General features: G+C 71.4%; 14 protein-coding genes. 9 read left to right on the forward strand and 5 right to left on the reverse strand.

The genetic code is table 11. The features are described 5' to 3' along the window. Positions 1–2 precede the first annotated feature (2 nt). The 4 genes from H4W80_RS07650 to H4W80_RS07665 all read right to left on the reverse strand — a co-directional run bounded on the left by H4W80_RS07650 (position 3) and on the right by H4W80_RS07665 (position 4,745). Complete coding sequence (locus tag H4W80_RS07650; protein ID WP_318786750.1) at positions 3–587, reverse strand: 2'-5' RNA ligase family protein; 585 nt, start codon at positions 585–587, stop codon at positions 3–5. Positions 588–691: 104 nt separating this feature from the next. Further along, a complete protein-coding gene (locus H4W80_RS07655) occupies positions 692–1,246 on the reverse strand; it encodes a type II toxin-antitoxin system prevent-host-death family antitoxin (RefSeq protein WP_192784419.1) in 555 nt (184 codons plus the stop codon). A gap of 63 nt (positions 1,247–1,309) precedes the next feature. Next, entirely contained in the window at positions 1,310–2,356 is a 1,047-nt protein-coding gene (locus tag H4W80_RS07660) for a LacI family DNA-binding transcriptional regulator (protein ID WP_192784420.1), read from the reverse strand. Next, positions 2,340–4,745: a beta-xylosidase/alpha-l-arabinosidase gene (locus tag H4W80_RS07665; RefSeq protein WP_192784421.1), complete on the reverse strand. Its 2,406-nt coding sequence runs from the start codon at positions 4,743–4,745 to the stop codon at positions 2,340–2,342. Before H4W80_RS07665 ends, H4W80_RS07660 begins: the two co-directional genes overlap by 17 nt. Before the next feature lie 401 nt (positions 4,746–5,146). On the opposite strand from H4W80_RS07665, the gene H4W80_RS07670 reads away from it, so the two are divergent. The 4 genes from H4W80_RS07670 (at position 5,147) to H4W80_RS07685 (ending at position 8,693) form a co-directional block, all read left to right on the forward strand. Next, a complete protein-coding gene (locus H4W80_RS07670; protein ID WP_192784422.1) occupies positions 5,147–6,466 on the forward strand; it encodes an extracellular solute-binding protein in 1,320 nt (439 codons plus the stop codon). Then, the gene (locus H4W80_RS07675; RefSeq protein WP_192784423.1) at positions 6,463–7,389 is read left to right on the forward strand and encodes a carbohydrate ABC transporter permease; all 927 of its coding nucleotides are present in this window, start codon (positions 6,463–6,465) and stop codon (positions 7,387–7,389) included. The genes H4W80_RS07670 and H4W80_RS07675 overlap by 4 nt, the downstream gene beginning before the upstream one ends. Before the next feature lies 1 nt (position 7,390). Next, entirely contained in the window at positions 7,391–8,281 is an 891-nt protein-coding gene (locus H4W80_RS07680; RefSeq protein WP_192784424.1) for a carbohydrate ABC transporter permease, read from the forward strand. Positions 8,282–8,366: 85 nt separating this feature from the next. Then, positions 8,367–8,693, forward strand: a complete 327-nt coding sequence (locus H4W80_RS07685) for a rhodanese-like domain-containing protein (protein ID WP_192784425.1) — start codon at positions 8,367–8,369, stop codon at positions 8,691–8,693. 12 nt (positions 8,694–8,705) lie between these two features. Here H4W80_RS07685 and H4W80_RS07690 read toward each other — a convergent pair whose 3' ends face one another. Further along, on the reverse strand, positions 8,706–9,428 hold the full coding sequence (locus tag H4W80_RS07690; protein ID WP_192784426.1) for an SDR family NAD(P)-dependent oxidoreductase: 723 nt from the start codon (positions 9,426–9,428) through the stop codon (positions 8,706–8,708). Positions 9,429–9,552: 124 nt separating this feature from the next. Between H4W80_RS07690 and H4W80_RS07695 the strand changes: the two genes are divergently transcribed. The 5 genes from H4W80_RS07695 (at position 9,553) to H4W80_RS07715 (ending at position 14,563) form a co-directional block, all read left to right on the forward strand. Then, positions 9,553–10,188 carry a TetR/AcrR family transcriptional regulator gene (locus H4W80_RS07695; RefSeq protein WP_192784427.1) on the forward strand — a complete coding sequence of 212 codons (636 nt, stop codon included), beginning with the start codon at positions 9,553–9,555 and terminating at the stop codon, positions 10,186–10,188. A gap of 90 nt (positions 10,189–10,278) precedes the next feature. Then, complete coding sequence (locus H4W80_RS07700; protein WP_192784428.1) at positions 10,279–11,253, forward strand: pirin family protein; 975 nt, start codon at positions 10,279–10,281, stop codon at positions 11,251–11,253. 2 nt (positions 11,254–11,255) lie between these two features. Continuing rightward, positions 11,256–11,576 (forward strand): tetratricopeptide repeat protein, encoded by a 321-nt coding sequence (locus tag H4W80_RS07705; protein ID WP_192784429.1) that lies wholly within the window; start codon positions 11,256–11,258, stop codon positions 11,574–11,576. Positions 11,577–11,707: 131 nt separating this feature from the next. Further along, complete coding sequence (locus H4W80_RS07710) at positions 11,708–13,873, forward strand: transglycosylase domain-containing protein (protein WP_192784430.1); 2,166 nt, start codon at positions 11,708–11,710, stop codon at positions 13,871–13,873. 78 nt (positions 13,874–13,951) lie between these two features. Continuing rightward, positions 13,952–14,563: a DUF4232 domain-containing protein gene (locus H4W80_RS07715; protein ID WP_192784431.1), complete on the forward strand. Its 612-nt coding sequence runs from the start codon at positions 13,952–13,954 to the stop codon at positions 14,561–14,563. Positions 14,564–14,665: the final 102 nt, after the last annotated feature.

Raw genomic sequence — 14,665 nt, forward strand, 5'->3', positions numbered from 1 at the left:
TCTCATTCCTGAAGTATCCGGCTTTGGCGCAGCGGGAAGCGCGCGACGGGCGTCCAGCGGAGCCCGTCGAAGCTCGCCAAATCCACGGAGGTGACGCGGGTGGCGAACGGCAGTCCCGGCGCGACGGCGGTCTCGACGCCGTCCAGGACCTGGTCGTCGCCGTAGCCGACGGACAGGTGCGGGACGGCCTCGCCGTACCGGCCGCCGTACGGGCGCAGCGCCGGCCACCTGGCGGTCACGCTCCGGGTGAGGGCGGCGAACGGCTCGGCGGGCTCCGGCCCCAGATAGAGCAGGCCGGGAAAGCGGGCGCAGCCGGTGAAGGCCGCCTCGAAGGGCCGGTGGCCGGCGAACAGCCCCGCCAGCTCCGCCACCGTCGCCTCCCCGATCTCCGGCCGTGGCAGGAACGGATAGAGCACGGTGACGTGCGCGCTCACGCCGAACCGGGCCGACGGGTCGAACAACGCGCGCTGGCCGCCGACGACCGGCTCGGCTTCGGGCACGGGGACCACCAGGACCGTGGCGCCGACCGGGTAGGGGGCCGCCCCGCCCGCGCTCAGCTCGCACCCCGCGTGCCGTACCAGCGCCACCCGGTCAGCCGCGGGCGATCGGGGAGCGCGGCCCGCAGCGGGCCACCGCTTCGGTCACTGCTCGTCCGGAGCGTGTGCATGGGAAGGATCGTAACAACGGCCGATCAGTCCCGGGTCGGGGTGAGGGCGCGCAGGGCCTCGCGGAGGTCGGCGCCCGCGCCCGCCGCGACGATCCCGCCCTCGCGGTCGACGGCCACGGCGGAGAAGACGGGGCCGGCCGGGGCGTCCAGGTCGCAGGTGAGGGTGACGGCGTGCCCGTCGAGCAGCAGGGCCTCGGCGCCCGTCCTGGACGGGGGCGCGGCCCGGTCGATCAGGTCGCGGGCCGAGATCAGCGCGGCCACCGGGGTGCGGTGGCGGCCCAGCAGCACGGGGCTCTCATCGTACGGCTGGGTGACCTGCCGTACGAGATCGCCGAGCTTGCCCCGGGCCGTCGAGAGCGGCACGAGCGGGAGCCCGCTCCAGATGCCGCGGACCTTGGAGAGCGGGACGAGCGCGGCCCACTCCCAGCGCTCGCGGGTGATCAGGATGGTCTCGCCGCTCCTGGCGGCCTTGACGATGGTCCCCCAGCGGGCGCGGGCCTCCTCGACGCCGAGCGGGGTGCCGTACCGGGCGTGCAGCTCGGCGTAGGAGGGGGGCTGGGCGACGGATTCGTTGATCACCCGCAAAATGGTAAGGCGCCTTACGGAATATCTGCAAGGCGCCTGACAAAATCGCGGAACCGGTCAGGCGCGCTTCGCACACGTCACGTCCGCCGTGGAGGCGCGGACGATCAGCTCGGTGGCCAGCTCGACGTGGTGGGAGTCGATCTTCTCGCCGGCCGCCAGCCGCAGCGCCGTACGCACCGCCACCCCGCCCATCTCGGGCAGCGGCTGGCGGACGGTGGTCAGCGGCGGGGAGGCCATCCGGGCCATCTGGGTGTCGTCGAACCCCACGATGCTCAGATCCTCCGGGATGCGCAGGCCCCGCGCCCTGGCGGCCTCCATGACGCCCAGCGCGCTCTCGTCGCAGCCGGCGAAGATCGCCGTCGGCGGCTCCGGCAGGTCGAGCACGGCCGCGCCGTACTCCAGCCCGTCCTGGTAGCGGAAGTGGCCGGAGCGCGTGTACGCGGCCGGCACCGGCACCCCTTCGGCCTCCATGGCGGCGCGGTAGCCGTGCAGGCGGGCCTGGTTGCAGGCGGCGGTGGCCGGGCCGCCGAGGTAGGCGATGCGCCGGTGGCCGAGGGACAGCAGGTGCTGGGTGGCGGCCAGCCCGCCGGCGAAGTTGGTGGAGCCGACGCTGGTCACGCCGGCGTGCGGCAGGTGGAGCGGGTCGATCACGACCAGCGGCAGCTGGACGCGGGACAGCGCGGTCAGCTGCCGGGTGGTCAGCTGGTCGCACGTGACGCAGATCAGCGCCCGGCGCCCGGCGGCGGCCAGACCGCGGGCCCACGCGGCGGGGTTTTCGATCTTCTTCCGGACGCTGACGACGATCCCGACGCCGAGCTCGGCCCCGGCCGCGACCACGCCCTGGATGATCTCCGTGGAGTAGGTGCTGAAGTCGTCGTCGAACTGCACCTCGACGGTGTCCGTCGCGACAGGCCCGTCCGCGCCCGGGCCCCGGCGCGGCGCCGGCGCGACGTAGTCGTGCTCCCGCAGCAGCGACTGCACCAGGGAGCGGGTGGTCGGTGCCACGTCGCTGCGGCCGTTGAGCACCTTGGACACGGTCGCCACCGACACGCCCGCCGAGGCCGCGACCGTGGCCAGCGTGGCGCGTCTAGAGCTGGACGGCATCGTCTCCCCCTTCCTGCTCGACCGACACGGGGGTGTCCAGGCGCCGGTCATGCCCGACGACCCGGGCCGGGCCGGTCAGCCGTACGGTGCCCCGGCAGGGCAGGTCGGCCGCCGACGTGCCGACGAGCACCTCGATGTCCCCGGGCTCCACGATGCGCCTCAGATCGCGTCCGGTGAAGGCCGTCCGGTCGGCGTGCACCCGGAAGGTCACGCGGGCGCTCGCCCCTGGCTCCAGCGGGACGCGGGCGAACCCGGTGAGCTGCTTGACCGGCCGGGTGACCTGGGCGACGACGTCGTGCAGGTAGAGCTGGACGACCTCCTCGCCGGCCCGCTCCCCGGTGTTGCGCACGCTGACCGACACGCCGAACTCGCCGTCCGTGGCCACCTCGGCGGCGCCGATCCGCAGGTCGCCGACCTCGAAGCCGGTGTAGGAGGTGCCGTACCCGAACGGGAAGAGCGGGGTCGGGTCGAGGTTGCTGATGCCCTGGCTGTCGGCGCCCAGCGGCGGCTGCAGGTACGTGCCCGGCTGCCCGCCGTGCCCGCGCGGGATCTGCACCGGCAGCCTGCCCGACGGCTGGACCCGGCCGGACAGCACGCCGGCGATGGCCGCGCCGCCCTCCTCGCCGGGCATGAACGCCTGGACGAGCGCCGCGGCGCCCGCGTGCACCCGGCCCAGCGCGTACGGGCGGCCGGAGACGACGATGGCGACGACCGGCGTGCCCGTCGCGACCAGCTCGGCCACCAGGTCCTCCTGCACCCCGGGCAGGCGCAGGTCGTCGGCGTCGCAGCCCTCCCCCGAGGTCCCGAGGCCGAAGAGCCCTGCCAGGTCGCCCACGGCCACCACGCACAGGTCCGCCCCGCGCGCCGCTTCGAGCGCGGCGGCGAACCCGGAGCGGTCCTCGCCCTGCACCTCGCAGCCCCGCTCGTGGACGAGCTCGGCCTCCGGCAGCTCGGCCCGCAGCCCGTCGAGCAGGCTGGGCGCCTCGATGCCGAGCCCGAGCGCGGGGTGGCGGGGCAGCACGTGGTTGGGGAAGGCGTAGCAGCCCATGAACGTCCGCGGATCGTCGGCGCACGGCCCGACGACCGCGATCCGGCGCGGCCCGGCGGGCAGCGGCAGCGCGTCGCCGGCGTCGAGCAGGACGATCGAGCGCTCGGCCAGCTCGCGCGCCAGCGCCCGGTTGCCCGGCGAGTCGAGGTCCACTCCGGCCGCCCCGGCCACGGACTTCTCGGGCGTCCAGTCCGGGTCGAGCAGCCCGAGCTGCACCTTCTGGGTGAGCAGCCGGCGCACCGCCCGGTCGATCAGCTCCTCGGGGAGCTCGCCGCCGCGAACGCGCTCGACCAGGTGCGGGCCGAAGCCGAGCGTGTCGGGCAGCTCGACGTCGATGCCCGCGGTGAGGGCCTGTACGCCCGCCTCGCCGGTGTCGGCGGCCACGCGGTGCATGCTGGCCAGGAACGGGACCGCCCAGTAGTCCGACACGACCGTCCCGGTGAAGCCCCACTCCTCGCGCAGCACCTCGGTCAGCAGCCAGGGGTCCGCTCCGGCCGGCACGCCGTCCACGTCGGAGTAGGAGTTCATCACCGAGCGGGCGCCGCCCAGCGCGATGGCGGTCTCGAAGGTCGGCAGGATCATGTCCATCAGCTCGCGCCGCCCCATCGGCACCGGCCCGTGGTTGCGGGCCGCCCGGGAGGCGGAGTATCCGGCGAAGTGCTTGAGGGTGGCGATGACGCCCGCGCCCTCCAGCCCGCGCACGTAGGCGGCGCCGAGCATCGAGACGAGGTACGGGTCCTCGCCCATCGTCTCCTCGACCCGGCCCCACCGGTAGTCGCGCACCACGTCCAGCACCGGCGACAGGCCCTGGTGCACGCCCACGGCCCGCATGTCGCGGCCGATCGCCGCCGCCATCCGCTCCACCAGCCCGGGATCGAACGTCGCCCCCCACGCGATGGCCGCCGGGTAGACGGTCGCCCCGTACGTGGTGAACCCGGTCAGGCACTCCTCGTGGACGATGGCCGGGATGCCGAGCCTGGAGCGCTCGACGACGGCCCGCTGCAGCCTGACCACCTCGGCGGCGCCCTCCCGCGCGGTCACGGGAGCGCTGCCGTGCACCCGGGTCAGGTGGCCGAGCCCGTGCCGGGCGGCCTCGTCGAGGGGGAGCGTGCCGGAGGCCGCGAACACGTCCTGCATCGGCGCGACGTTCAGCGTCTCGGCGTCCTGCTCCGGCTCGTGCTGCATGTCGTTGCCGATCCACCGGCTGCCGAGCTGGCCGACCTTCTCCTCGAGGGTCAGCTCCGCCAGGAGGGCCTCGACTCGGTCGGCCACGGGAAGCGCCGGGTCCTGCCACGGGCGGAGCACGCCGTCCATGGCGGGGGTCCGATCCAGAGCCGTCATCTGCTCTCCTTAGTGCCGATTCCCGCCGTGAGTATTTCGAAATGTTTCGATGTCGTCGAGTGGCATTTGAGCAAGCGTCCCCGATTACAGACGACCAGATGAACGCCGCGCCTGAGTACTTTACACACGCGCTGCTCGAAAGGGCAGATTCCCGGATACGACGGTCTTGACAGGCCCATGGTCGAAACCTAAATTGACGGACCACGCGGTATGTCGCAAATGTTTCGACGAGCTCACTCAAAGGAGACGTGACGAGCGGCATCGGCAGGCGCCGCGTCCCCGGCCGCCCGCCACCACCATCCGACGATCAACGAGCCGCGCGGCCAACCCCCCGGCGTTCAAGTACGGAGATCAGCGTGGAGAACAGGTCAACTTCTCGCCGCACCTTCCTCAGCCTCTCCATGGGCCTTCCCCTCGGAGCCGCCCTGACCGCCTGCGGAGGCTCCGGGCCGACCCAGGCCGGCGCCGGTGGCGGGGGTGGCAGCACCACGAGTGGCGGCGGCGGTGGCGGCAAGGCCACCTACTGGTATCTCACCGGACAACCGCAGGAAGGCATCCGCACCCGCGCCGTCGAGCGCTTCAACAAGGCCAACCCGAGCACCCAGCTCGCGACCACGATGTTCCAGAACGACGCCTTCAAGACCAAGATCAAGACGGCGATCGGCGCGGGCGAGGCCCCCACCATCATCTGGGGCTGGGGCGGCGGCGGTCTGAAGAGCTACGTGCAGGCCGGCCAGGTCGACGACCTCACGTCCTGGTTCGACCAGAACGCGGCTCTGAAGGACAAGCTGTTCCCGTCCTCCTTCAACGCGGCCACGGTCGACGGCAAGATCTACGCGGTGCCGGTCGAGGCCGTGACGCCGATCGTCCTGTTCTACAACAAGAAGGTCTTCGAGAAGGTCGGCGCGCAGCCCCCGCAGAGCTGGGGCGACATCATGGACCTGGTCAAGAAGTTCAACGCCGCGGGCGTCGCGCCGTTCTCCCTCGGCGGCCAGTCGCGCTGGACGAACATGATGTGGCTGGAGTTCCTCTTCGACCGCATCGGCGGCCCCGAGGTCTTCCAGGCCGTCTTCGACGGCGAGAAGGACGCCTGGAGCAACCCGGCCGCCATCGACGCGCTGACCAAGATGCAGGACCTCATCAAGGCGAACGGCTTCATCAAGGGCTTCTCCTCGATCACCGCCGACTCCAACGCCGACCAGGCGCTGCTGTACACGGGCAAGGCCGCGATGATGCTGCACGGCGGCTGGACGTACGGCAACATGCGCGACACCGGCGGCGACTTCGTCAAGGGCGGCAACCTCGGCTACATGAACTTCCCGCCGGTGGACGGCGGCAAGGGCGACCCCAGCGACACCGTGGGCAACCCGGCCCAGTACATGTCGATCTCCTCCAAGGCGTCGGCCGCGGAGAAGGAGATCGTCAAGAAGTTCCTCGCCACCGAGATGAACTCCGACGCGCAGAACAAGGACTGGGCCAGCAACGGCTTCGTGCCGATCGTCAAGGGCAGCGACTCGCAGTTCGGCACCGACCTCGACGGGACGTGGCAGCGGTTCGTCTACGACACCGCCAGCAAGGCCAAGTCCTTCCAGCAGTCCTGGGACCAGGCGCTCAGCCCGACCGCGGCCGAGGTCCTGCTGGACAACATCGCCAAGCTGTTCCAGCTGTCGATCTCGCCGCAGCAGTTCGCCACGAGCCTCAACGAGGTCATAGGCAAGTGACGGTCCCCCCGATCTCCGCCAGGGGAAACGCGCCCCTCGCCGCCGTGCCCGGCGGCCAGGGGCGCGGCCTGGCCTGGCTCGCCGTGCCGGCCCTGCTGTTCTTCGTCGGCTTCGGCGTCATCCCGCTCATCGGGGTCTTCGTGCTCAGCTTCACCGCCTGGGACGGGCTCGGCGAGATCCGTCCGGCGGGCTTCGACAGCTGGCGCGCCGTGCTCTCCGATCCCGGCCTGCCGCACGCGCTGTGGGTGACGTTCCTGGTCATCGCGCTGTCGTGGGTGGTGCAGACGCCGGCGAGCATCCTGCTCGGCACGTTCCTGGCCGGCTTCCAGCGCTACCGCGCGGTCTTCTCGGTGATCTACTTCATCCCGCTGCTGCTCAGCTCGGCCGCCATCGCGATCACCTACAAGGCGCTGCTCGACCCGAACTTCGGGCTCGGCGCCGGGCTGGAGATCCCGCTGCTCGTGCAGGACTGGCTGGGCGAGCCCGTCCTCGCCTTCAGCGTCGTGATCTTCGTGGTGTCGTGGCAGTTCATCCCGTTCCACTCGCTGATCTACCAGGGTGGCGTGCGCCAGATCCCGCGCTCGATGTACGAGGCCGCCGAGATCGACGGCGCCGGCCGGGTCCGCATGTTCTTCAGCATCACCCTGCCCCAGCTCAAGTACACGATCATCACGTCCTCGACGCTGATGGTCGTGGGCTCGCTGGTCTTCTTCGACCTCATCTTCGTGCTCACCGCCGGCGGCCCTGGGGACGCCACCCGGGTGCTCGCCCTGGAGATGTACAAGAGGGGCTTCCAGGCCAACCTGATGGGCCCGGCCAGCGCGATCGCCGTCATCCTGGTCCTGGTGGGCCTGGCGCTGGCGCTGCTGCTGCGCCGCCTCGGCGGCCGGGACGCGACCCACAGCCAGCTGGAAGGTGCCTGACATGACGACGACCCTCGCGAAGAACACCTCGCAGGCGGCGGCGCGGCACACCGCTCCCGGCCCCAAAAGGGTGACCCGCCGCCCCAACTGGGTGGGCGGCGCCGCCGCCTGGCTCTGGCTGGCGGTCGTGGTCGTGCCGATCTACTGGATCGTCATCACCAGCTTCAAGACGCAGAGCAACTACTACGTCGAGAAGCCCCTCCTGCCGCCGTCCGAGCCCACGCTGGACAACTATCGGCTGGTCATCGAGTCGGACTTCATCCGATATTTCATCAACAGCGTCGTCGTCACGGTCGGCGCCGTCGCGCCCGCCGTGGTGGTGTCGTTCATGGCGGCGTACGCGATCGTCCGCAGCGGCAGGGGGCGGTTCCTGCGCTGGACCAACTCGGCGTTCCTCATGGGCCTGGCCATCCCCCACCAGGCCACGATCATCCCGATCTACCTGATCATCATCCGGCTCGGCCTCTACGACACGCCGATGGCGCTGATCCTGCCGTCGATCGCGTTCGCGATCCCGCTGTCGGTGCTGATCCTTTCGAACTTCATCAGGGACGTGCCCAAGGAGCTGTTCGAGTCGATGCGCCTCGACGGCGCCAGCGAGCTCGGCACGCTCTGGCACCTGGCGCTCCCCCTGACGAGGCCCGCCGTGGTGACGGTGGTGATCTACAACGCCCTGACGATCTGGAACGGGTTCCTGCTGCCGCTGATCCTGACCCAGAGCCCCGAGCAGCGCACGCTGCCGCTCGCGCTGTGGACCTTCCAGGGCCAGTACAGCATCAACGTGCCCGCGGTGCTCGCCTCGGTCGTCCTGACCTCGGTGCCCATCCTCATCCTGTACGTGGTGGGCCGCCGGCAGCTGCTGGCCGGCCTGACCGCCGGATTCGGCAAGTAGACCTTCAGATTGCAAATGCGGACTGTGGTCCGGTAACGTCTTCCACGTAACCGGACCACAGTCCGACTCATTCTGGAGGCATGACATGACCGCTCTGATCACCCGGGACGACCTCGCGGCGGCCGTCGAGGCGGGCGCGGTGACCGTGGTGGACGCGCTCGGCGGCGCCTACTACGCCAAGCAGCATCTGCCCGGCGCCGTCCCCCTGGCGCCGGCCGACGTGGACGCCCAGGCGTCGGCGCTGCTGCCCGACAAGAACGCCGCGATCATCACGTACTGCTCCAACCCGGCGTGCCCGAACAGCGGCCAGGTCGCCGACCGGCTCACCGCGCTGGGCTACACGGACGTGCGCAAGTACCGCGAGGGCATCGAGGACTGGACGGCCGCGGGGCTGCCCGTCGAGTCGTCCTGACCTTTCGCCGACCTACTGGCCGAAGCTGCCCACCAGCGTCTCCACCCGGTCCCGCTTCGTGTACAGCTCCCAGAAGCCGTCCGCGAAGACGTCCGGGTGGATCACCTCCGGCTCGAACTCGAGCGGCTGCCCGGACCGGACGATCCCCTGGTGCGGCACGCTGCCCTCGATCAGCGCCCCCACGTTGACCGCCCCCACGTACACGCCCTTGCCCGCGAGCTCGGCGTTGAGCGTGTGGAAGTAGTTGCGCAGCGCCGCCTGCGCCATGCCGGCGTTGCCGAGGAAGGGTGTCGGGTAGATCCCCGACTGCCCCGCCGTGAACAGGATCGCGCCGTCGCCCCGTTCGACCATGCCGGGCAGCACCTGCCGCACCAGCGCGACAGCCGAGAGCACGAACCGGTCCAGGATCAACCGCGCGTTCTCGACGTCGACGTCGAGCGTCGCCGCGATCCCCTCCCCCATGTTCCCGCCGCCGGGGCTGAACTCGGCGACGTCGATCCGCCCGTACGCCTCCTTGATGGCCGCGACGGCGCCGGCGAGCTGGTCGGGCTCGTAGACGTCGGCGGTGAATCCGGCCGCCTCGATGCCGTCGCGGGCGAGCTCGGCAACAAGGTGGTCGAGGTTCGCCCTGGTCCGGGCGACGAGCGCGATCCGGAAGCCCTCGCGCCCGAAGCGGCGGGCGAGGGACAGGCCCAGGACCGGGCCGGCGCCGAAGATGGCGAGGGTTCTGAGCATGATGGCTCCTTAATGCATTCAGTGAATTTGACTGTTGTCCCAAGTTCTGCGTTGGAAGCATACGCACAAGTTGGGAGTGTTCTCAACTTTGGGAGTGTTCTCAACTTCGCCTACGATGGACCGCATGCCGACCTCCGCCAGACCGCTGCGCAGAGACGCGCAGCGCAACCGCGACCTGCTGGTGACGGCCGCGAGAGAGCTGTTCGCCGCCCGCGGGCTGGACGTCCCCCTCGACGAGATCGCCCGTACGGCCGGGGTGAGCAGCGGCACCCTCTACAACCACTTCCCGAGCCGCGACGACCTCGTCGACGCCGTCTTCGCCGACCGCACGGCCACCGTGGTGCAGATCTCGGAGCACGCCCTGTCGATGCCGGACGCGTGGGGCGGGCTGGTGCACTTCCTGGAGCGGGTGTGCGAGCTGCAGGCCGCCGACCGCGGCTACAACGACCTCGTCTCGCACCGGGGCCCGCAGCCCACTCCGGCCGGCGACCCGGCTCACGGCTACGCGATGATGTCGCGGATCATCGAGCGCGCGCACGAGGCCGGGGTGCTGCGGCCGGACTGCACCCTGGAGGACATGGTGTTCGTGACGTGGGGGATCGCCCGCACGGTCGAGGCCACCGCCGCCGTCCGGCCCGAGGTGTGGCGGCGGCATCTGGCGCTGATCCTCGACGGGTTCCGCGCGCCGGCGGCGCATCCGCTGCCGGAGCCGCCCCTGCGGCCCGACGAGCTGGTGCGCATCATGCGCGAGCTCTGCTGACCGGCGCCCTGACGCGGGCCGGGAATGCGCGGCGGTGGTCGTGTGTTGTGGCGAGCAACCGATTGAATTTTCAACAAACCAGGAGGGGTCATGCCCGCCATCACCGCTGACACCCTGACCCTGCCCCGCGTCGCCGCACCCGACCCGGCGGCCGTCGCGCGGCGGCCCGTGCGGTCGGTGACGACCGCGCCCAGCGGGTTCGAGGGCGAGGGCTTCCCGGTACGGCGCGCGTTCGCCGGCGTGCCGCAGTCCGCGCTGGACCCGTTCATCCACATGGACCAGATGGGCGAGGTCGAGTACGCGCCCGGCGAGCCCAAGGGCACCCCCTGGCACCCGCACCGCGGGTTCGAGACCGTCACCTACATCATCGACGGCATCTTCGAGCACCAGGACTCCAACGGCGGCGGCGGCACGATCACCGACGGCGACACCCAGTGGATGACCGCGGGCTCGGGCCTGCTGCACATCGAGAAGCCGCCGGAGCACCTCGTGGTCTCGGGCGGGCTGTTCCACGGCGTCCAGCTGTGGGTCAACCTGCCTCGGGCGCACAAGTTCCACCTGCCCCGCTACCAGGACATCCGCGGGCGGCAGGCGGCGCTGCTCGCCTCGGACGACGGCGGCGCGCTGCTGCGGGTGATCGCCGGCGAGCTGGACGGCCACGCCGGTCCGGGCGTCACGTTCACCCCGATCACGATGGTGCACGCCACGGTGAGCCCCGGCGCCCGGCTGGAGGTGCCGTGGAACCCCGCCTACAACGCCCTGGCCTACGTCCTGGCCGGACACGGCTACGCCGGGGACGAGCGCACGCCGGTGCGCAAGGGACAACTGGTCGTCTTCGGCCAGGGCGGGGCGATCACCGTCGCCGCCGACCCGGCCCAGCCGCAGGCCGAGCCGAACCTGGAGGTGCTGCTGCTCGGCGGGCAGCCGATCCGCGAGCCGGTCGTCCAGTACGGCCCCTTCGTGATGAACAACCGCGCCGAGATCCTTCAGGCGATGGAGGACTACCAGGCCGGCCGCCTGGGCGTCATCCCCGCCGAGCGCCTCCCGCACACCGGACAGGAGTGAACATGCCGATCGAGAAGCTGGCCGAGGAGTACAGGCGCGGGCGCCGGTTCTTCGACTCGCAGGACTACATCGGGGCCGCCCGCATCCTGGCCCCGGTGGTGGCCGCGGCGCCGGACAACCTCGCGGCCCGGCTGCTGCTGGCCCGTGCCTACTACCACTCGGCCCAGCTCGGCCGGGCCGAGGCCGAGCTCCGGCTGGTGCTGGAGCGCGACCCGGCGGAGGGGTACGCCTGCCTGCTCCTCGGTCGTACGCTGCAGCGCCGGAACAGGCCGAAGGACGCCGAGCCGTACCTGCGCATGCATGCCGCGATGACCGGCGAGTGACCTGCGCGACGCCGGGCGCCGCCGTCCCCGGACGGCGGCGCTCCGGCCTGCGGTGATATCCATTTAAATATCGATAATCAAGGCATATCAGTCTTGGACAGCGCGAATGGCTCTGTGCTGTCATGACGCCCATGTCCCCTTCGAGCCCCTTGTGGAGCCTTGCCCGCCTGACCGGAGCGGCCGTGGCCGCCGGCACGGTGGTCGCCGCGATCGCGCTGCCCACCGTGGGCGGCACAGGCTCCCTGTTCGTCTCGGCCACCGAGATGCTTGATCTCAAGCCCGCCCAGCTCGAAGAGCCGCCCCTGGCCCAGACCTCCGTCGTGTACGACGCCGAGGGCAACCGCATCGCCCAGTTCTACGCCGAGAACCGCAAGGAGGTGCGCCTGGACCAGATCGCCGACGTGATGAAGACGGCGATCGTCGCCATCGAGGACTACCGCTTCTACGAGCACGGCGCGCTCGACCTGGAGGGCACCGCCCGCGCCCTGGCCAAGAACCTCAGCTCGGGCGGCATCGCCCAGGGCGGCTCGTCGATCACCCAGCAGTACGTCAAGCAGGTCCTGCTGAACTCGGCCGACACCGAGGAGGGCAAGAACAAGGCGCTGGAGGCCAGCTACGCGCGCAAGCTCAAGGAGCTGCGGTACGCGATGGGCGTCGAGGAGAAGTACTCCAAGGACGAGATTCTCCGCCGATATCTGAACATCGCCTATTACGGCGCGGGCGCCAACGGCGTGGAGGCGGCGGCCCGGCGCTTCTTCGGCGTCTCGGCCGCCGACCTGAACCTGGCCCAGGCGGCGACCCTGGCCGGCGCCGTCCAGAACCCCAACAGGACCGACCCCGCGCTCGGCAAGCAGTCCCGCGCGCTGCTGCTGGAGCGCCGGAACGTGGTGCTGGACCGGATGGCGCAACTCGGCCGGATCACGCCGGACCAGGCGACGCGCGCCAAGGCGGCGAAACTCGGCTACAAGGGCGTCGAGGCCCCCAACGGCTGCCAGGCCAGCCGTTACCCCTACTTCTGCGAATACGTACGTCATGAGCTGCTCACCAATCCCGCCTTCGGCAGGACCGAGCGGGCCAGGAAGCAGCGCTTCGCCCGCGGCGGCCTGAAGATCTCCACGACCCTGGACCCGAAGGCGCAGCGGGCGGCGGAGACGGCGATCAGGAAGCACGTGTTCGCCTCGGACCACCCCGTCGCCGCCGAGGCGCTGGTCGAGCCGGGCACCGGCGAGATCAAGGCGATGGCGGCCAGCCGCCCCTACGGCCGTTCGGCCAAGCGGAACGAGATCTCCTACAACCCGGTGGCGGACAAGCGGCACGGCGGGTTGATCGGCTTCCAGGCGGGCTCGACGTTCAAGACGTTCACGCTGATCACGGCGCTGGCGCAGGGCATGAAGATCGACGACGGGATCAGCGTGACCAACGCCTACACCGCCCCTGGCTACGCCTCGTTCAAGAACTGCAAGGGCCAGAACATGGGCATCCCGTCCTGGACGGTCACCAACGACGAGGGCTCGCCTGGTTTCAAGACGCTGGCCACCGGTACGTGGGGGTCGGTGAACACGTTCTTCATGGCGCTGGAGCAGCGGGTCGGCCTGTGCGAGACGGTTCAGACGGCCAAGTCGCTGGGCATCAAGCGGGCGGACGAGGGGCCGCTGCAGGAGTACGAGACGTTCACGCTCGGGATCAACGAGATGGACCCGGTGACCGTGGCCACCGCGTACGCGGCCGTCGCGGCGCGCGGCACGTACTGCGCCCCCATGGTCATCACCAAGGTGACGGAGGCGAGCACCGGCAGGGCGACCTCGTACGAGCCGTCGTGCCGCAAGGCGCTCGACCCGGAGGTGGCCGACGCGACCGCGCACGTCCTGTCCGGCGTGTTCACCAAGGGCACGATGCGCGGGGTCGGCGGCATCGGCCGCCCGGCGGCGGGCAAGACGGGCACCACGGACGGCTACGCCACGGCCTGGTTCGCCGGGTTCACCCCCGACCTGGCGGGCGCGGTCAGCCTGGGCGACCCGCGCGGCTCCCAGCGCTACAAGCTGACCGGGGTCACGATCGGCGGCCGCACCTTCGGCGCGGTGGCCGGCGCCTCGGTGCCCGGGCCGATCTGGAAGGACACCATGATGGCCGCCCTGAAGGACGTGCCGGCCGCGGACTTCACCCCGGTGAACACGGCCCGCTTCGGCGGCTGCGGCCAGAGCTGCGCCCCGCCCCGCGACGACCGCCCGGACCAGGACCAGGGCCAGGCCCAGACCCAGGACCAGGACCAGGACCGGCCCGCGGACACCGAGGGCTGACTCGAACAATCGAATTGCCCGGGCTGCTCGCTCCCCTGGACGACCCCGGGCTCAAGTTCCCACGGCAGAATGATGTCGATGATCGTTTCGCCCGCCGTGCGCGTCCCCGTCACCGCCGCCGTCCTGATCTGCCTCGCCGGCTGCGGCGCGCAGGCGTATGGTGCCGGTGCCGCGCCGACTCCTCCTGCGGCGACGGCTCTCCCGCCCGGTCACCCCCTGGGCCAGCCGCCGCCGACGGTGTGGTCCCCGCCGCCGACCCCGTCCTGCGCCGGCTCGGGACTGCTCCTGTACGCCGGACCGCCGGACGCCGCGATGGGGCTGCGCGTGCAGACCGTGACGCTCACCAACTGCGGCGACACGGTGCGGCGGGTCAAGGGGTACCCGCGCGTCCGGCTCCTGGACGGGGACGGCGAGGCGCTGAAGGTGACGATCGACCGGGGTGCCCGGCGGGTCACCACCGCCGTCGAGGATCCCGGGCCGAAGGAGGTGACCGTACGGCCGGGCCGGTCGGCCGCCTTCACCCTGGCGTGGCGCAACACCTACGGCGGCACCACCCGTCCGCCCGCGGTCGGCGCCACGCTCGTCGTCACCACCGGCTCGGGCCGGCAGCACGTCAGCGGGCTCTTCGACCTCGGCTCCACGAACCTCCTGGGCGTCACCGCCTGGAAACCGGTCACGGTCAAGCGATGAGCCCTGCCCCCCCCGGCGGCGAGGCGGCCCCATAAGCCTGATCGCTGCCGCGAGCCGTCCCTGAGGCGACGGCGACGCGCGAGGGGTCGCCGGGCGCGTCCG

Origin of the sequence: Nonomuraea angiospora (assembly GCF_014873145.1) — a bacterium.
Taxonomy (GTDB): Bacteria; Actinomycetota; Actinomycetes; order Streptosporangiales; family Streptosporangiaceae; genus Nonomuraea; species Nonomuraea angiospora.